The sequence below is a fragment of the Geoalkalibacter ferrihydriticus DSM 17813 genome, from assembly GCF_000820505.1.
Taxonomy (GTDB): Bacteria; Desulfobacterota; Desulfuromonadia; order Desulfuromonadales; family Geoalkalibacteraceae; genus Geoalkalibacter; species Geoalkalibacter ferrihydriticus.
Genome location: NZ_JWJD01000001.1, coordinates 980998 through 1001513 on the forward strand (window position 1 = coordinate 980998; position 20516 = coordinate 1001513).

Genomic DNA, 20516 nt, shown 5'->3' on the forward strand with positions numbered 1-20516 from the left:
CGTGATAATGCGAAAAATCAACCGTGCGGGAAGAGCATTTGGGGGCGATGTATGCGGTGGTGGTGGCGGCAGTGGGTCTTTTCTCTGGTGTTTGTGGCTTTGGGCGCATTGTCGGCCGAAGCCACAGTGGTACACAATTTCGATTGCAAAAATTGCCACAAGGTCGGGGTCAGCTTCACCGATCTGGGTCAGGGCACAACCAATCTCTGTTTGCAGTGCCACAAGGAAGGCGCCGGTTCGATCCTTATGCTCGACGGCACCTTTCGCTCACCGGGAGGGCGGTTCGCCCCGGGTGATGCGAGCAACGCCATGGGCTCTTATCCGGCGGGGCTGAATGAGGGCGATCAGGTTTCGCACATGTGGGCGGCCAAGGATGTCAACGCCGCCGCCGGCGCCCAGGCCCCCAGCGATCGACGTTTTTACGGGCGCTACAATATTTCCACCGGCAAGATCACCTGCCAGCGCTGTCACGATCCGCACAGCCGCGACCCGCAAAATACCAAGATCCTGCGCCTGGGCGCGGGCAGCCGCGACCAGATGTGCATCCAGTGTCATGCGCCCTGGGTGGTCGGCAGCGAAGATCGCGGCCTGCTGACCCACCCCACCGTCGAAAGCTACGCGGCGGTGGTTGCCGCCCAGCCCGAGAAGTACCGCTCCAGCGCCGAGGTCGAGGCCTGGCCCGGAGACATCCAATTGCTCAGCAACGGCGGGGTTGGCTGTTCCTCGTGCCACGGGGTGCATTTCGCCGACTCGCGTTCGGATACCCCGACCGCGCCGGGTCAGGCCGGCACCGGCGACGGCAAGCTGCTGCGCGGTGACGGCCCTCAGTCGGCGGGAACCTATCCGCTGTGTCAGGCCTGCCATACCTACAAGGCCCACGGCAGCGCGGTGGAAGAAGTGGGCTGCCTGGTGTGTCACAGCGGCCATTCCTACAATAATGGCGAGGTCAACTACTTTGTCCTGCGCAGCCAGGCCCAGACTCTGACTTACGGTGCCGTGGGCGGCTTGCGCTATGCCGCGCTGCCCGCGTTCCACGGTGGCTCCTCCACCACCGCCGCTCAGTGGGCGGGCAGTCCCGGCGCGGCCGACGGATTCTGCGAGCGCTGCCACGGCGAACTCACCAGCATGCCCAACAGTGCCCGTGCGCACATTGAAGGTGAGAACTGCCTGGACTGCCACAACCACAGTGGCGCGGGTATGGAGTATTCTTTTGCCGCCAACTGTGCCGACTGCCACGGGTTTCCGCCGTCGGCCAACGTCGCCGGCGGTCCCGGTGGCTATGCCTATGTGGAAGGCGGCCACAATTATGCCGCCAGCTCCAATCCTAAGAACGAGGATTTCACCCCGCACACCTCACATTCCGGTGCGGGCAGCGGTTATGGTTTCGCCTGCAACCTGTGCCACAATGCCGACGATTTCGCCGCCACGCATAATCAGGGAAGCTTCCAGGATATTTTTCTCGGGGGCAATTCCTTTAATTCTCTGACCACCGGCGGCGGCATCCTGAATCCCTCCTACAATGCAGCAGGAAACGGCACCTGCAGCAATCTTTACTGTCACAGCAGCGGCGGCAAACACAACCCTTCCGGAAAGACCCTGAGCGATTTCACTACGGTGAATGTCTCCTGGGGCGGCGGTAAGGGCGCCATCACCACCTGCAACGCCTGCCACGGCAACGATGCGGACAGCATGGACGGGCGTAATTCAAGCGCCCACCTCAAGCATCTGGCGGCGGGCTATGCCTGCAATGTCTGCCATGTGGATACCGCGGGAAGCGCCACAGCCCTGCAGCCCGGCGCGCGCGGCACCACCCATGTCAACGGCGCGGTCGATGTGGCGTTCGCCACGGGCTATAATCTCGGCAACGCCCTGCTCGGCGCGGGCAGCTTTAACAGCGGCGACGGAAGCTGCGCGGTGTTCTGTCACTCCGATGGACAGGGCAACTTCGCCTCACCCGCCTGGGGCGATGCGGCCAGCGGCGCCTGCGGCAGTTGCCATGCCGTGGCGGGTGAAAACTTGAGCGGCAGTCATGCCGTGCATGTCGATGCCACCGGCGCGAATATAGGTTGCGGCACCTGTCACGGAGCGGGCGCCCATGCGGGATCTCATGCCGGGCATGTCGATGGCGCGCTGACGGTGGATGGGGATGCCTGCAACGCCTGCCACGGGGTGGAGTCGCCGGAGATCCTCCTGGTGTGGGGCAACCCCGCAAGCGCCGACTGCATCACCTGTCATACCGGTGCGCAGACCACCGTCTATGTTGATGCCGACGGCCGGGAGCGTACGGCATCGGCCAAGAGCGTCTATTTCTCCGCCGGCCACGGCGCCAGTCCCTTTGATCAGGCATGCAGTTCCTGCCACAGCCTTGACTTTGACTCCGCGCACATGGGCGCGGCCGACACGACGCGTTTACGCGTCCTCTTCGGCAGGGATTTCAGCACTGACCCGAACGGCTTCTGCCGTTTCTGCCACAGTGCTTCCACCCCGAGCCACTTTGCCTCAAGCGGCGCAAGCGAGGATGCTTCAAGCTGCGTCGCCTGTCACGACCCCCACGGTCAGAGTGAGAGTTCCGACGCCATGGTGCGCACCGAAATCGGCGGCCGCCAGGTGGTGGGTTTTGCCGACCGCGGCGTTCGCGAAAGCTACTTCCTTGCCACCCCCAACGCCTCCGGCAACAACCAGTACGGCATCTGCCAGGTGTGTCATGACGCGGGCGCGGTCAATTATTTCAATCGCACGGTCGATGCTCCCGCCCATTTCGCCGGTCAGTGCCTCAGCTGCCATGAGCACGACCACGAGACCACCGCTTTTACTCCCAGCGGCTGCAACGGCTGCCACGGTGGCGGCAACAACGCCACGCCCGCCGACAACTTCTGGCCCGACGGCGAATTGCGCGACGGCTACAATATCGCCGATCGCGCCGGTTCTCACTTCGTCCACGTGGATGCCATCGGGCAGGCCCTTTCAGGGCTCAGCGACGGTGCCTGGGCGGCCTACAGCGACAAGCTGAGCTACCAGAATCTGGCCTGCGCCTCCTGCCACCCCGATCCGGGCGGCAGCAACGCCTCGGGCGGCCCGCATTCGAGCCCCGTGACCGGGCGCGCCGACACCACCGCCGACGTGCATGGCGATGTGTGGAACAGCACCCAGTTCCGCGACCTGTACGGCAATGTCGATCCCACCGGTTTCTACAACCCGGTGATCAAGCGCTGCTCCAACATCGCCTGCCACAGCAACGGCGACTTCACCTGGACCTGGTACGAGGACCAGATCGCCCCGAGCAAGATCACCGATCTGGTCGCCGTCACCGGCAGCGCGGTCGGCACGGTCAACCTCGCCTGGACGCCGCCTTACAACGACGGCGACCTGGGGCCGGAATATCTTGGACCCAAGGGGCCGGGCGTGTACGGTTACGAGATTCGCTACCGCACCGGCGGTGCGGTGACGGATGCCAACTGGACCTCTTCGACCATCGCTGCCGGGCCGCCCTCGGCCGTGCGCAACTACGAGGACGACCCGCGCATCCAGACCATGACGGTTTACGGCCTGCAACCCGGCACCACCTATTACTTCGGCGTCAAGGCCTTCGACGAGACCATGATCAACCACTCGCCGGTCTCCAACAGCCAGGGCGCCCAGGCGCTGCTGGATAGCTTCGCACCGCGCTTCCAGGGGCTTGAGTCGGCCCAGCCCGCCTACATCGACGGCTCCGTGGACCTGCACTGGAGCCCGGCGCGCGACGACACCGGCCCCCTCACCTATCTGGTGTACTGGGTTCCGTCAAGCCAGACCATCGACTGGAATAACCCCCAGGCGACCACCACCGCCACCACCTTCCACGTCACCGGACTGCAGAACGGTCTCGATTATCTGTTCGCGGTGCGCGCGCGGGATGCCTCCCCGGCGCAGAACGTGGATGCCAACACGGTGATCAAGATCGCCATTCCCCAGGTGGCGAACGAGAACGACATCTTCGGTCGCATGTACTACGGTATCGCCAACAGCGGCACCAATCTCGGGGGAACAACGACCAACCTGAGTTTGGGGTGTGGAAGCTCCCTAAGCTTTACGTCCCACCGTATTTCGTTGATGCGCGCCTCTGGTTATGTGTGCGGCGATCGAACCCGCAACCGTATTCAAAGCATCAACAGCAGCGGCGATATCGTCACCTGGGTACTCGATACGGCCTATGCCGTGGATACCAACATTCATGGCGGATCCATGTCGCTGTATCTGCGCAACCGCGAAGACAGCAACACCATCGTCGTGCACTTCGACCTGGGCTACTGGGACAACGGCTTCCAGCAGTTGGACAGCTATCGCCGTGTCTTGTCGCGCCGCCACCGCGGTAGTGTCAAGGCTTATTTCCCGTCGGTGGACGGAATGGTCTATACGGTGCCGGCCGGCAAACGTCTGGCCATTCGCCTGCGCAAGGAAGGAACCCGCGAAATGGAGGTCTGGTTCGGCTCCAAACGCGGCGCAAGCCTGCTCACCGTCTACGAGCAGGAGGAAAACAAGCTGCCGGGCCCCTTCAGCGTCACTTCTCCGGGGGCAACGGTAAGTGGCGATGTGCCTATTACCTGGACGGCGTCCACCGACCCCGAAGGCGATCAGATCTTCTACGATGTTTACGGATCCGTGGACGGCGGCGTGACCTGGCCCTATGTCATCGCCCTGGACGTGCCCGGCACCAGCGCGGTGTGGCGGACAAAGAACGATGGTCTGGCCCTCAACGCGCCCCTCAACAACGTGCGGGTGCGGGTGGGCGCGGGCGACGGGATGCTGCACCGCATCATCGGCAGCGACCCCGGCGGGTTGGCGGCGGGCACTTTTCATGATCGTCGCTATGCCGTGACCAACACGTTCACAGTGAACAACTCGGTGGATACGACGCCGCCCGCGGCCATCACCGACCTGGTCGCCGAGCACCGGCCCAAGGCCGGCACCGTGTGGCTCTACTGGCACGCGCCCGGCGACGACGGCAAGGAAGGGCGCGCCCATCAGTACGACATTCGTTATAAGGAATCGGTGCCTTACAACGCGGCCGATGCCATCAACAGCGAGGCCAAGTGGAGCGCCGCGACCCCCGTGATGGGTGCGCCGCCCCTGCCGGCCGACCCCGGCCGCAGCCAGGGGTACGAAGTGCTGGGTCTCAACCCCGGCAAGGATTATTTCTTCGCCGTCAGAACCGCCGATAAGGCGGGCAACTGGTCGGGCCTGTCCAACTCGCCCTCGGCCAAGGGCGGCCTGCGCTGCGGCGTGTGCCACGGCAACCCGCCCGATGACTTCGCCACCAAGGGCAGCCATGAGATGCACGGCTATACCCAGGTGGATTGCGCCAAGTGCCACGGCGAGCAGTCCCAGCATTATGATCTCAAACACGATGTGGGCAGCATCCGCCTGGCCTGGAACAATCCCAAGAAGGGCTATTTCAACGCAGCGACCACGCACACAACCCTGAGCGCCAGTCTGGTCGAGTATCACGACGGCGCCCATCTCATCTATCGCGACAGCACGGGCCCGGGTGGCTTTAACGACCTGAGCATCGAGAAACAGAATGTCGACAGCGGGAGCTGCTTCGGCTTCAACGCCACCGGCGTCACCGGCTGCCACGGCAGCGGCGCGCCCGTGTGGGGCGAGCGCGACTCAGTGTCCTGCGCGCTGTGCCACGGCGATCCTAACCGCTCCGCAAAAGACTATTACGGGCGCGACTGGGAGGATCAGACCACCGACAGCCGTTACGGCGGCAACAAGCCCATCTACAAGGCGGCCCCGCCCATCAACCTGCTGGGTAACAGCAATGACTTCTCGGTGGGCCAGCATCTGCGCCACCTCAACTTCTCCTATCGCTTCACCGGCGATCAGTGCTCCCTGTGCCATCTGGGTGCCGATCACGCCGACGGCACGGTGAACGTCATCCTGTCTCCGGCCGCGGGCGACGACGCCCAGTGGATTCCGCCCCAGGGCGGCAACCCCGGCACCTGCATCGGCACTTCGCAGATGCGCTGCCACGGCGACAATGCCGATCCGCCGGAATGGCGGCCGCGCGCATCCGAGCCCGACGGGCCCAAGCTCATCACCTGCAACGAATGCCACGGCCACGAAAGCAACGTATTCTGGCCGGGCGCCACGGTGGCCGCAGCCACGGTAGGGCGCGCCTCCACGGTGAGCGGCAATCAGAACGGCGACGGCATCAAGACCACCCTCACGGTGTCGAGCACCGCCAACAATCTGCAGGTGGGCGATCGCATCAAAAAGGGCGAGACCTTCTTCAAGATCCTGGTCAAGGATGGTACCACCCTGACCCTGCATCAACCCATTCCCGTCGGCGTTAATTTTACCAACGGTGAACTCGTGCGCACCGAGCACATCCCCCACGTCTATGACGGCGGTGTGGTACGCGACTGCACCTGGTGCCATGTGGAGGGTCATCCCCAGGGCGATGAGACTGCCGAGGGCCGCAATCCCCTGGGCGAGGAGACGGTGTTCATCCCCAACTTTCCCATGGTGGGCCTCGATTACAGCTCGGGCGGCATTCACCTGCGCAAGACCATCAACGGGCGCGGCCCCTTCCACACCGAGGCCGAGATCTGCTGGGGCTGTCATGATGCGCAAGCGACGCGCATTTCCGAGTGGGGTTACGCAGGCGTGGAAAGGGGCAGGAATGTCGGTGCTGCCATCGGCAGTGTCTCCAAATCCCTAGGCCAGCCCATCAGCATCACCAGCAACGGACATGGCCTGGTGACAGGAGATCGGATCGTCATTTCCATGCCCACGGGGAGCAGGCAGCTCAACGGCTGGGCCGGAACCATCACCCGGACCGGCACCAACACCTTTACGCTGCTTGATACGGAAAGCTATTCCATCACCACCTCAACCAGCTCCGGGTCATGGAAATTCGCCACCCACTATGACTATGGAATCCTTCATACGAACTCCGGAAGCTGGGGCAACCGCACACCAACCTCCAACTGGGTCACGGGGACCTGGGACAGCCCCTATTTCCCCTACAAGACCGGCACCGTCAAGTCGACGCACGCCGCCAATCCCGACGTGACCCGCCCCGGTGTCGACGACGTAGCGCAGATCCGTTGCAGCTATTGTCATGATGTCCATGATATGAACCATGCTCCGGGCGACGTGTACAACGGGCGACCCTACCTGCGCGGCAGTTGGAAAGGCAACCCCTACTTCGAGGACGGCGCGCCTGGCCGTTTCAAGGGTTTTATGGACCTCTCCACCGATGCCCTCAAGGCTCAGTACTATTTCACGGGCGAACGCGACGACTTCGGCATGGTGCCGCGCGGCGCCACCACCATGAACAAGATGGGCGGTTACTGGATCGATCAGAACAGCGATTATCCCACCGTCACCTGGACCCTGCAGGATTCCGCTGGTCTGTGTACCCTGTGCCACGGCACAGACGTCAACAACATGAACAAGTTCGCGGTCGACGAGCAGGGCAACCCTGACAATGCCTGGCTGGGTGTGAATGGACATTCCAACGCCGTCATCGGCGGCAGCGGCATTCACCGCGCCAACGTCTACGACCCGGCCGTGCGCAAGGAAGGCAATGCCTTCAACAAGCCGGGCATGGGCTACCAGGATACGGTCGGCTACCGTGTTGATCGCCCCGAGCGCATGTGGGGATTGCGCAACGAGGATGAGAGCAGTACCTTCATCTCGGATACCCATCGCACCTCGACCAACAGCGTGGGGGTTTATCCCTATGCCTGGAGTCCGACTGCGCAGAAAAATATCTATGCCTACGAAGAGTTTGCCTGGGGGGTCAGCATGGAATCCGGGGTGGACGCGGCGGAGCCCATGTATCACCGCTTCAGTTGCTCCAAGTGTCACAACCCCCATGCCTCGCGTTTGCCGCGTCTGATGATCACCAACTGTCTGGACGTGAGCCACAACAAGTGGGACGATCTTTATTCGGTCGATGGCGACTGGACCTCGGGGCGCTATGACGGCACCAATATCAACTGGTCGACCTCCAACGTCATGCCCTACACCGGCAACGACGTCAGCGGCAAGGCGCGCAACCGCCAGTTCGCCTACGCCACCAGCGCCGTCAACTGCCACCGCTTCGTCAAGGTGGGCACCACCATCCAGGAGCCGGGTTGGAACCGCGTCACGCCCTGGGAGGAAAATTCGACCTGGTACAACAACAACTAGGGGTGCAACGGATAAGCCTTTGAAAATCCACATCAAACCAAAAGGGAGCGGCAGCGCAAACGTCCATCCCTGCTGAACTGCCCCCCCCCTGGTTCTTTGACTTGCGCAGGCATCCCGTTCAGATGAATACCCCTGAACGGGATGCCTGGCTTTGCTTCCTCCAGCATCCGCTGACAAAGAATTTCCCGCCTGGCCCCGGTCTTGCATTAGGTTTCACAAATGATTTGCCGAAAATAGCATAAGTCGCCGTTTTCCCGGGCCGTTGTGCAGGGAAACAAGATCACAGGTCGATGAAGTGCCGCAAGCATGCCGTGCAATGGCTGAACTTGCTGGTGTTTTTACGTGATTTCATAAATTGTAGAACAGTGTTTTGCGAGGTGTGTTATGCAGTGCTGGAAAAAATGGATGTTTTCGTGTTTTTTTCTAATTGTGACGGCGTTTCCTTCCGGTGCTACGGTCGTCCATAATTTCGACTGCAAGAACTGCCACAAGGTCGGTGTGAGTTTCACCGACCTGGGTCAGGCTCACACCAATATCTGCCTGCAGTGCCATAAGGACAACCCCAGCTCCTGGACCATGCTCGACGGTTCCAGCAAAACACCCATCGGCCTGTTCGCGCCGGGCGATGCCAGCAATGCCCTGGGTTCCTATCCCGAAGGCATGACCCCTGGTTCGCAGACCTCGCACATGTGGGCGTCGCCGGATGTCAACAGCGCGGCCGGTGCCCAGGCACCGAGCGACCGCATGTTTTACGGGCGCTACGGAATTTCCACCGGAAAAGTCACATGCCAGCGCTGCCACGATCCTCACAGCCGTGACCCGGAAAACACCAAACTTCTGCGCCTGGGAGCCGGCAGCGTCGAGCAGATGTGTGTCGAGTGCCATGTGCCCTGGGTGGTCGGCACACCGGACCGCGGCCTGCTGTCGCACCCCATCGTGCCGGATTACACGGCGGCGGTGGCGGACAAACAGGACCGCTTCCGCCTGGCTGATGAAGTGGCGGACGCGCCCGGCGAGGTGAAATTGGTGGATGGCGGGGTGGTGTGCACCTCCTGCCACGGAGTGCATTTTGCCGATTCTCGTTCGGCGACTCCGATTGAGCCCGGCGCGGCGGGCTATGGGGACGGCAAACTCTTGCGTTCCGACGGGCTGTTGGCCGAGGACGCTTCGGTACTCTGCCAAGCCTGTCATACTTACAAGGCCCACGGCAGTCCCACGGAAACGGTGGGTTGCCTGGTGTGTCACAGCGGCCATTCCTACAACGCCGGCGAGATTAATTATTTCGTGCTGCGCAATCAGGCGCAGACGGGGGTTTTCGGAGAGGTCGGCGGTTTACGCTACACAGCTCTGCCCGACGTGCATGGCGGCACTTCCACCGTCGCCGCCCAGTGGGCAGGCCAGTCCGGCGCGGCGGATGGCTTCTGCGAACGCTGCCACGGTGAATTGACCACCATGCCCAACAGTTCGCGTGCCCACATCGAAGGCGAAAATTGCCTCGACTGTCATAGCCATAATGCTCCCGACATGGCCTATTCTTTCGCCGCCAACTGCACGGATTGTCATGGTTTTCCGCCTGCGGTGAATGTCGCGGGCGGCCCCGACGGTTATGCTTCCGTCGAAGGTGGACACAATTATGCCGATGACAATTTCTACAAGAACGAAGCTCTCGCCCCGCACACCTCCCATGCCGGCGCGTCCAGCGGCTACGCCTTTGCCTGCAACCTCTGCCACAACGCCGATGATTTCGCTGCCACGCACAGCCAGGGAACTTTTCAGGATGTGTTTCTCGCGGGCAACACGCTTGATCCCCTGGTCACCGGCGGCGGTATCCTGAATCCATCTTATGATCCGGCCGGCAGCGGCACCTGCAGCAATCTCTACTGCCACAGCAGCGGCGGCAAGCACAATTCTTCGGGCAAAACGCTGAGCGACTTCACCACCCAAAGCGTTTCCTGGGCAAACGGCAAGGGCGCCATCACCACCTGCACCGCCTGTCACGGCAACGATGCGGCGAGCATGGACGGGCGAAATTCAAACACGCATCTCAAGCACTTGGCCGCCGGTTACGCCTGCAACGTCTGTCACGTGGAGACTGCGAGCAGTGCCACACAACTCACGCCTGGGGCACGCGGCACTACCCACGTCGACGGGGTGGTGGATGTAGTCTTTGACGGCAACTACAACCTCGGCAACGCGCTGCTCGGCGCGGCGACCTACAGCAGTGTGGACGGCAGCTGCGCGGTATTCTGCCATTCCGACGGCCAGGGCAACTACGCCACGCCTGAATGGGGCGATGCCGCAAGCGGTGCTTGCGGCAGTTGTCACGCAACCGATGCTCCAGGTTTGGGCGGCAGCCATGCCGTGCACGTCAATCCCGCAGGCGCCAATATCGGTTGCGCGGCCTGTCACGGCGAAGGAGCTGATGTGGGCGGCCATTCCGGACACGTCGACGGCGCGCTCACGGTGATGGAGAGCGCCTGCAATAGCTGCCACGGAGTGGAGTCGCCCGAGATCATCCTGGTGTGGGGCAGCTCCGAGAGCGCCGATTGCCTGACCTGCCACACCGGCGCACAAACGACCGTGTATGTAGACGCCAGCGGCCAGGAGCGCACAGCCTCTGCCAAGAGCGTGTATTTTTCCGCCGGGCATGGCGCCATTTCCTTTGGTCAGGTGTGCGGCGATTGCCATAGCGACGCTTTCGATGCCGCGCACATGGGCGCGACCAGCACCACGCGTCTGCGCACCCTCGATGGCAAGGATTTCAGCAGTGATCCCAGCGGTTTCTGCAGCGCCTGTCACAGCTTTGCGGCTCAGGTTCACTACGCCACCGGCGGCACAAGCCACGACGCCTCGGCCTGCATCGCCTGCCATGATCCCCACGGTCAGAGCGCGAGCCTTGACGCCATGGTGCGCGCCGAAATCGATGGCCGCCAGGTGGTGGGTTTTGCCGACCGCAACGAGCGCGCAAGCTACTACCTGGAGTTGCCCAACGACGGCGGTAGCAATCAGTACGGCATCTGCCAGGTCTGTCATGAATCAAGCGCGGTCAATTATTTTAATCGCAGTGTCGAAGCGCCGACACACTTTGCGGGTCTGTGCATCAGCTGCCACATGCATGACGGCGAAGAGATGGCTTTTGCGCCCACCGGCTGCAACGGTTGCCACGGCGGCGGCAACAACGAGCCGCCTACGGATAACTTCTGGCCCGACGGGCAGTTGCGTGACGGCTACACCATCGCCGATCGCGGGGGGGCGCACCTCACTCATGTCAATGCCATCGGCCAGGCGCTGTCCGGACTGGACGACGGTGCCTGGGCGGCTTACAGCAACAAACTCGGCTACCAGAACGCGACCTGCAGCCACTGCCATCCCGATCCGGGCGGGCGCAACGCCGAGGGCGGGCCGCACTCCGAACCCATCGGGGGACGGAGCGATCTGGTTGCCGATGTCCACGGCGATGTCTGGAACGACACCAACTTTACAGATCTTTTCGGCAATGTCGATGTGACCGGCTTCTACAATCCGGTGATTCAGCGCTGCTCCAACATCGCCTGTCACAGCAACGGCGACTACACCTGGACCTGGTACGANGGCAATGTCGATGTGACCGGCTTCTACAATCCGGTGATTCAGCGCTGCTCCAACATCGCCTGTCACAGCAACGGCGACTACACCTGGACCTGGTACGAGGACAAGATCGCACCGGGCAAGATCGAAGATCTCGCGGCTGCCACCGGCAATCTGGTGGGCACGGTCAAGCTCTCCTGGACGCCGCCGGACAACGACGGCGATCTGCCGCCCGATTACCTGGGTCCCAAGGGCCCGGGGGTCTATGGGTATGAGATCCGCTACCGCACCGACGGGCCGGTGACCGATGACAACTGGGCCACTTCGACCGTTGCCGCGGGGCCGCCCTCGGCCATCCGCAACTACGAGGACGACCCGCGTACCCAGACCATGTGGGTGCACGGACTGCAGCCCGGCACCATCTATTACTTCGGGGTCAAGGCTTTTGATGAAACCATGATCAATCATTCGCCGGTGTCCAACAGCCAGAGCGCCCAGGCGCTGGTGGATACCTTCGCGCCGCGCTTCCAGGGGCTGGAGTCGGCACGTCCGGCCTACATCGACGGCNGTGGATTTGCAGTGGAGCCCGGCGACTGACGACACCGAGCCCCTCACCTATCTGGTGTACTGGGTTCCGTCAAGCCAGACCATCGACTGGAACAATCCCCAGGCCACCACCACGGCGACGGCCTTTCACGTCACCGGACTGCAGAACGGGCTCGATTATCTGTTCGCGGTGCGCGCGCGCGATGCCTCACCGGCGCAGAACGTGGATGCCAACGCGGTGATCCGCATCGCCATCCCGCAGTCGCCCAGTGAAAATGACATCTTCGGGCGCATGTACTTTGCGGTGGCCGACAGCGGCACCAACATCGGTGGCACTAGCACCAACCTGAGCTTGAGCTGCGACAGTTCCACGGACTTTAGCTCCCCTCTCATCTCGCTTATGCAGCCGGGCGGTTACAAATGCAGCCGCGACCGCGACCGCAACCGCCTTCGCAATATCCAAAGCAGCGGCAATATCGTCACCTGGGTGCTGGACAGCGCCTATACTACCAATACCAACATTCACGGCGGCTCCTTCACGCTGTATATGCGCAATCGCGAGGACAGCAACACCATCACCGTGCATTTCGACCTGGGTTACTGGGATAATGGCTTTGTGCAACTTGACAGCTACACGCGGGTGTTGCCGCGTCGCCATCGCGGCAGCGTCAAGGCGTATTTCCCGTCCGAAGACGGTAAGGTCGTGACCGTGCCCGAGGGCAAGCGCCTGGCTCTTAGAGTGCGCAAGGACGGCACGCGCGAGATGGAGATCTGGTTCGGCTCCAAGCGCGGCACCAGCATGCTGATTGTCTACGAACAGGAGCAGAATCTGCTGCCCGATCCCTTCAGCGTCACGACGCCGGGTTCGCCGGCGAGCGGGGTCGTGCCCATCACCTGGAATGCGGCCACGGACCCTGAAGGCGATGAGGTGCGCTACGATGTCTATGGTTCGGTGGACGGCGGACAGAGCTGGCCTTATATCATCGCTCTGGACGAGGAAGGCACCAGCGCGCTGTGGGATACCAAAAAGGATGGTCTGGCACTGACCGCGCCACTCAACAACGTGCGGGTGCGGGTGGGGGCCGGCGACGGTCTGATGCACCGCATTCTGGACGTTGATCCCGGAGGGCTTGAAGTCGGCAGCTTCCACGACAGGCGCTACGCCCTGACCGGCACCTTCAGCGTCGACAACTCGGTGGATGTCACGCCGCCTGCCGCCATTACCGATCTGATGGCCGAGCACCGGCCCAAGGCGGGCACCGTGTGGCTTTATTGGCATGCGCCCGGTGACGACGGCATGGAGGGGCGCGCCCATCAGTATGACATCCGTTATCAGGAGTCGGTGCCCTACAATCCCGCCGACGCCATCGACAGCGAGGCCAAATGGACGGCGGCAACCCCCGTCGTCGGCGCTCCGCCTCTTCCCGCCGAGCCGGGCAGCAGCCAGGGTTTCGAGGTGTTGGGCCTGAATCCTGGCAAGGATTATTTCTTTGCGGTCAAGACCGCCGACGCAGCGGGCAACTGGTCGGGGCTGTCCAACTCGCCTTCGGCCAAGGGGGGCTTGCGCTGCGGCGTCTGCCACGGCAACCCTCCCGATGATTATGCCACCAAGGGCAGTCACCAGATGCATGGCTACACCCAGACGGATTGCGCCAAGTGCCACGGCGAGGAGGCGATTAACTACGATCTTAAGCATAATGAAGGAAACATCAAGCTGGGGTGGAACAACCCGAAAAAGGGCATTGTCAACGAGGCATCCCCCCATACGACCTTGAGTTCCAACCTGGTGGAGTATCACGATGACGGGGTGCTGATCTATCGTGACACGACGGGTCCGGGCGGTTTCAACGACCTCTCCATCGAAATGCAGAATGTCGACAGTGGCAGCTGCTTCGGCTTCAACGCCACCGGAGTCACCGGCTGCCACGGCAGTGGCTCGCCCGTGTGGGGCGAGCGCGATTCGGTGTCCTGCGCCCTGTGCCACGGCGATCCTGAGCGCTCGGATAAGGATTACTACGGCCGGACCTGGGAGGATCTGACCACCGATACCCGCTATGGCGGCAACAAGCCTATCTACATGGCGGCGCCGCCCATCAGCCTGCTGGGCAACAGCAACGATTTCGCCGTTGGCCAGCATCTGCGCCATCTCAACTTCTCCTATAGGTTCACCGGCGACCAGTGTTCGCTGTGCCATCTGGGCGCCGATCATGCCGACGGCACGGTGGATGTGCGCCTGCATCCGGCCGCCGGCAACAACGCCGCATGGGTGCCGCCTCAGGGGGGCGATCCCGGCACCTGCATGGGAACCTCGCAGATGCGCTGCCACGGCGACAATGCCGAGCCGCCCCAATGGATGCCGCGTGCCGCAGAGCCTGACGGCCCCAAGCTGGTGAATTGCAACGAATGCCACGGTCACACGTCCAATGTCTTCTGGCCTGGAGCTACCCTGGTCGAGGCTGCCGCCGGGCGTTCCTCGACGGTGAGCGGCAGCCAGGGCGGCGACGGGATCGAAACGACTTTGACCGTTTCAAGTACCGGCAACAACTTGCAGGTTGGCGATCGTTTCAAAAAGGACGAGACCTTCTTCAAAGTCGTCGCCAAGGCAGGTACGACGCTGACTTTACATCGACCGATTCCGGTTGGGATTGATTTTGCCGACGGCGAAGTGCTGCCCACCGAGCACATCCCCCATACCAGCGATGGCGGGTTCGTGCGCGACTGTACCTGGTGCCATGTCGAGGGTCATCCCCAGGGCGACGAAACTGCCGAGGGGCGCAACCCCGAAGGCGAAGAGACGGTCTTCATCCCCAACTTCCCCATGGTCGGCATCGACTACAGCTCCGGCGGCATTCACCTGCGCAAGGAAATCGGCGGCCGAGGCCCCTTCAACACCGAAGCCGAAATCTGCTGGGGCTGCCACGACGCCCAGACACCGCGCATCTCCGAATGGGGCTACGCCGGGCTGTCTTCAAGCAAAAATATCGAAGGCTCGATCACTGGTGTGAGTCAGGGCTCGACCACCACCATTACCAGCAGCAGTCACGGATTGCAGACCGGCGACCGGGTGGTGATCTTCATGCCCAACGGCGTTACCGTGCTCAATGGATGGGCGGGCACCATCACCCGCACCGGTGCAAATACTTTTACCCTGGATAACACTGATACCAGCAGCCTAGATAGCAACAGCCAGAGCGGCAGCTTTAGTTCCACAGGGGCGCGCTGGAAGCTGGCTACAAGCTTTGATTACGGCCTGTTGCACGACGGCAGCGGCAGTTGGGGCGACCGCACACCGAGTTCCAACTGGGTGGCGGGCACCTGGGACAGTGCCTATTTCCCGTATAAAACCGGGGTGGTGCAATCAACCCACTCGGTCAATCCCGATGTGATCCGCCCGGGCCTGGACGAGGTCGCGCAACTGCGTTGCAGCTACTGTCACGACGTCCACGACCTCAACCTGGCGCCGGGGGATGAATCCAGCGGCCGGCCCTATCTGCGCGGCAGCTGGCAGGGCAATCCCTATTTCGAGGACGGCGCCCCGGGACGTTTTGCGGGGTTCGCCGATCTCTCCACGAACCGGCGCAAGGCCGAGTATTACTACACCGGCGAACGGGACGACTATGGCATGGTGCCGCGCGCCTCTGCCTCCATGAATAAGATGGGTGGCTACTGGATCGATCAGAACAGCGACTATCCCACCGTGACCTGGACTCTGCAGAATTCGGCGGGACTGTGCACCCTGTGCCACGGCACCGACGTCAACAACATGAACAAATTCGATGTGGATGAGCAGGGTAATGCCGACAACGCCTGGGTCGGTGACAATGGCCATTCCAACGCGGTGATTGGCGGGAGTGGGGTAAACCGCTTCAACGTTTACAACCCGAACGTGCGCAAAGAAGGCAGTGTCTCGCGTAAGCCGGGGATTGGTTATCAAGACACCGACGGAATGAAGAGCGGCTCCGACATCATCCGCATGTACGGCCTGCGCAACAACGACAGCAGCAGTACCTACATCAATGATGGACATCGCACCCAAAGTGGCGGCCGCGGCGTTTATCCCTATGCCTGGAGTACCACCGAGCGAGAAAATCGCTATGCCTACGAAGAGTTCGCCTGGGGCGTGAGTCTGGAGACAGACGTATCCGAGCCCATGTATCATCGCTTCAGTTGCTCCAAGTGTCACAACCCTCACGCTTCGCGCCTGCCGCGCTTGATGATCACCAACTGCCTGGACGTCAGCCACAACAAGTGGGACGACCTTTTTGCCGACGATCCCGATTGGGATGAGGGGCGCGACAATGTTTCGGATCCGGTGCGCTGGTCGGGGGTCGGCTCGGGGACCAGGGCCGAGGTCATGCCTTATACTGGCGACGACGTCAGCGGCAAGCCGCGCAACAAGCAGTTTGCCTACGCCACCAGCGCGCAGAACTGTCACCGCTACGTCGAGGTCAACGGCGTGGTGGAGGAGCCGGGGTGGAACCGCATCACACCCTGGGAGGAAACCTCGACCTGGTATAACAACAATTAATGGGGAAGGGTCGCTGTTCAGCGGCAACGCCCTCTCGCGTCCCGGCCTGAGGTGCATGCTGAGCGGTTATTGAGAAAGAAGGCCGTACATCAAGCCCAGGGTGGTCGGAACCGTGGATATTCACCCTAAACGCCGAAGGCCCGGATCGCTCCGGGCCTTCGGCTGTTCAAGAGGGTTTGTTCAAGGATTAAAGTGGCTCGATAAGAATTTCATCGAACCCCACCGGACGGCGGTCGGCGGTGCCTTCGCGAAACAGGATCAGATGAATCATGCGGGTGCGCGGGCCGGTAGTGAAGGTGAAGACATGTTCGCTCCAGTCATGGTCGCCCTCAAGGCGCAGGCCATTTTGCGTGCCGCTGCGGTGGCGCGCGTCGAGTTCCGCCGTGAATTGCTCGCCGATCCACAGAAACTCATCGTACTCCAGTATGCCGACTCCGGTGCTGCCGCCTTCGGGCAGATCGGCCTTGAGGCGGAAGCTGACCCTGTAGGGGGTCAGGGGCTCCACTGAAAGGGGCGAAAAGAAGCCCGTCGAGTCGATGTCGCGCATTCCGCGAAAGCTCCAGGCGCGGTTGCCGCCATTCATTTCGGTGTAAACCACGCCCGAGGTCTTGACCAGATGCTCGACGAAGGTCAGCCACAACGCCAGGTTCTCGGGGTCGTCGTCGGCGGGACGATAGTCGCCGAGACGCGGGAACAGAGAGAGTTGCGGCACGTCGTCGAATGTTTCATGAAGAGGTGGTGTCGGGGGCTGTACGTCCTGGTCGGGTGGCGACTGCGGCGCGGAGTGATTGTCCGCGGGTGCAGTCGGTGGCGAAGGGTCGCATCCGGCGACAAGGGTCAGAACCAAAAAAAGGACGAGGGGAATAAGTTTCGACATAAAAAACCTCTGTTCAAAATATTAAAAAAATATTATAAATAAAGAGCCAGAAATAATCCAGGAGAAAACCCGCCCTTAGCGGGGCAAGACTTGCGGGAGTCCCATGAAAATTTTCGACCTTCTCACTTCGGTCCGCCTGACCTTGTTTTTACTGCTCGGCCTGGCTCTGGCAGCGGTGTTCGGCACCTTCAACGTGCCCTCGCCGGGCCGCTATGAGGTCTATTTCCAGAGCTTCTGGTTCCGCCTGGCTCTGGCGCTGCTCGCCCTGAACATGGCGGCCTGCACCCTCAAAACCATCCGCCGCAACAGGCATGATCGGGATAACCTGTTTTCCCGTCTTTTGCTGGGCGGCGCGGCTTTGGGGTGCGATCTTCACCGCGGGAGCGATCTTGAGGGATTGGACCGGGTTCTGCGCAAATCGGGCTACCGGGTGCGACAGCGCGGGCAGGCACTGCTTGGCGAAAAAGGGCGGGTCGGACGCTGGGGTTCGACGGTGGTGCATGTTTCGGTGCTGGTGATCATGGCCGGGGCGTTGGCCGCGAGCCTGGGGTTTGTCGGTACCCTCAATATTTACGTCGATCACGAATCGGCGACATATTTCGACTGGAAAGCGCAGGCCGACCGCGACCTGGGCTTCACCTTTCGCCTTGAGGATTTCGACGCCGAATATTATCCCATCGATGTCGAGATTACCGCCTATGCGCCGGACACCCGCCAAGTCCTCAGCGTCTGGACTACCGCCGAGGGGCAAACCATCGAGTTCGCCGAGGCCGGCGTGAGTGCGCGGGTGCGAGGTTTTGACCCGCATCTCGCAATCCTCACCCTCGATCTTTTTGCCGGTGGGCGGAACCTGGGCGAATACCGCGCCTCGGCGGGCGCCAAGACTTTCTGGGAGGGTGTGGATGTCGGTGTGGTCTTCATGCCGACCGGATTCCGCGATCCGATTCTCAAGCAGACACGCAGCACCGTGAGTATCCTTGAGGAGGGCCGGGTGGTGGCGGAGGGCGACATCTACATCAATCGCCCCTTGGTCCATGAGGGCGTGGCCATCTACCAGACCTCCTTCGATCGGGACGCGTACGGCTTCTGGTATGCCGGGTTCCAGTTCACCCGCGATCCGGGCAAGCCGCTGGTGTGGGTGGGCTCGATTACGCTGCTGCTTGGCCTGCTGCTGGCCTTTCTGCTGCCTTACCAAGTGGTGGGCGTGGCCGAGCGCGACGGTGTCCTGCATCTGACGGCCTTGCGCGGTTTTCACGGCGAAGGCGGCGCGGGCGCCCTTGAACGACTCGCGGCGCAGCTCGGCGGAAAAGACTGAAGGGGGTAGGGCTGCCCACCTATGGTGGTTGACAGTCGGGGGGGCAGGTTCTTAGAATGCCTCGTCCGCCAGTGACCTATCACCGCGCCCGAGGAGATCCGCCATGGAACAAAAGCACCAGATTCTCCTTGACACGGCACGCCGCCTTATCCGCCGCGGCGCTTATCCCCACCTCTCCAAACTGCTCGGTAAGATTCATCCCGCCGACATCGCCCATCTCTTTCGCTATCTCGATCTCAAGGAGCAGCGCATCCTCTTCAATCTTCTCGAGGATGCGGAGACTTCGGCCTATGTACTCTCCGAACTCGATCATGCCGTGGGCGCCCTGCTGCTTGAACAGATTGATAAGGAGACCATTACCGAGGTTCTTCAGGAAATGCCCTACGATGATGCCGTCGACATCATTCGCAACATGCCTGAAGAGCTGGCCGAGGAAATCCTCAACATCATGCAGGATGAGGATTCCACCGAGATTGAGCAACTGCTGCAGTACGACGAGGATACCGCCGGCGGGATCATGGCCACGGAAATCTTTTCGCTGCGCGAGGACATGCGCGTGCGCGAGGCCATTGAAGCGCTGCAGCAGGCGCAAGACGCGGAAATGGTTTTCTATGTCTACGTCACCGACGACTATGGACACCTGGTGGGGGTGTTGTCGCTGCGCCAGTTGCTGACCGTGGCACCGGACACCCACCTCAAGGACATCATGACGCGCGACGTGATCCGGGTGGCGACGGACACCGATCAGGAAGAGGTGGCGCATCTGGTGGCACGCTACAACATTCTGGCGATTCCCGTCGTCGACGAGCACAACAAGCTCATGGGTATCGTCACGGTCGACGACGTCATCGACGTTCTTCGCGAAGAGGCCACCGACGACATCTTCAAAATGGCGGGTACCCGCGAAGAGGAACTTCTTTACGGCTTCCAGGCTTTCAAAATCGCGCGCCTGCGCCTGCCCTGGCTCATCACCAACCTCTTCGGCGGGGTCATCACCGGTTATCTTATGTGGATGTTCAAGGCGACCCTGGAGCAGATCATCGCTCTGGTGACCTTCGTGCCGGTAATCACCGGCATGGGCGGCAACGTCGGCGGGCAGTCGGCGACCATCGTGGTGCGCGGTTTCGCCACCGGTCGCATCGATTTCGGCACTCTACGCCAGGTGTTTTTCAAGGAATTGCGGGTGGGGGTGATCATGGGCGCGGTGTGCGGGCTGGTGGTCGGGGTGGTGGCGCTGATCTGGCACGGCAACCCCTACCTTGGGCTGGTGGTCGGCCTGGCCATGGTTTCCGCCATGAGTGTCGCGGCTTCAACCGGCGTGCTTGCGCCCAGTTTCTTCAAGAAAATCGGGGTTGATCCCGCCATCGCCTCGAGCCCCTTCGTGCAGACCGCCAACGACATCACCGGTATTCTCATCTATTTCGGAACGGCGACGATATTTTTGCAATATCTGCGTTAGCTCTCCACGCCTTCCCCCGTCAGGAGATGGCGAAAAAGCATCC

6 protein-coding genes are annotated in these 20516 nt (G+C 61.9%); 5 read left to right on the plus strand and 1 reads right to left on the minus strand.

The window, feature by feature from the left end; genetic code table 11:
- Nucleotides 1-51: 51 nt before the first annotated feature.
- The 3 genes from GFER_RS04565 to GFER_RS04575 all read left to right on the plus strand — a co-directional run bounded on the left by GFER_RS04565 (nt 52) and on the right by GFER_RS04575 (nt 16822).
- Nucleotides 52-8181 carry a cytochrome c3 family protein gene (locus GFER_RS04565; RefSeq protein ID WP_040096453.1) on the plus strand — a complete coding sequence of 2710 codons (8130 nt, stop codon included), beginning with the start codon at nt 52-54 and terminating at the stop codon, nt 8179-8181.
- Between the two features lie 744 nt (nt 8182-8925).
- Entirely contained in the window at nt 8926-12345 is a 3420-nt protein-coding gene (locus tag GFER_RS04570) for a cytochrome c3 family protein (protein WP_459542342.1), read from the plus strand.
- Nucleotides 12323-16822: a fibronectin type III domain-containing protein gene (locus tag GFER_RS04575; protein WP_152611415.1), complete on the plus strand. Its 4500-nt coding sequence runs from the start codon at nt 12323-12325 to the stop codon at nt 16820-16822. The genes GFER_RS04570 and GFER_RS04575 overlap by 23 nt, the downstream gene beginning before the upstream one ends.
- A gap of 187 nt (nt 16823-17009) precedes the next feature.
- Here the strand turns inward: GFER_RS04575 and GFER_RS04580 are convergent, their stop codons facing one another.
- Nucleotides 17010-17699, minus strand: a complete 690-nt coding sequence (locus GFER_RS04580; RefSeq protein ID WP_040096456.1) for a hypothetical protein — start codon at nt 17697-17699, stop codon at nt 17010-17012.
- A 103-nt stretch (nt 17700-17802) separates the two neighbouring features.
- Here GFER_RS04580 and GFER_RS04585 point away from each other — a divergent pair, with 103 nt between their 5' ends.
- Entirely contained in the window at nt 17803-19014 is a 1212-nt protein-coding gene (locus GFER_RS04585) for a cytochrome c biogenesis protein ResB (protein WP_040096457.1), read from the plus strand.
- Between the two features lie 103 nt (nt 19015-19117).
- Entirely contained in the window at nt 19118-20473 is a 1356-nt protein-coding gene (mgtE, locus tag GFER_RS04590) for a magnesium transporter (RefSeq protein ID WP_040096459.1), read from the plus strand.
- Nucleotides 20474-20516 lie beyond the last annotated feature (43 nt).

Coding starts and splice junctions, on each gene's coding strand:
- GFER_RS04565 (WP_040096453.1), top strand. CDS start 52: ATGCGGTGGTGGTGGCGGCAGTGGGTCTTTTCTCTGGTGTTTGTGGCT.
- GFER_RS04580 (WP_040096456.1), bottom strand. CDS start 17,699: ATGTCGAAACTTATTCCCCTCGTCCTTTTTTTGGTTCTGACCCTTGTC.
- GFER_RS04585 (WP_040096457.1), top strand. CDS start 17,803: ATGAAAATTTTCGACCTTCTCACTTCGGTCCGCCTGACCTTGTTTTTA.
- mgtE (WP_040096459.1), top strand. CDS start 19,118: ATGGAACAAAAGCACCAGATTCTCCTTGACACGGCACGCCGCCTTATC.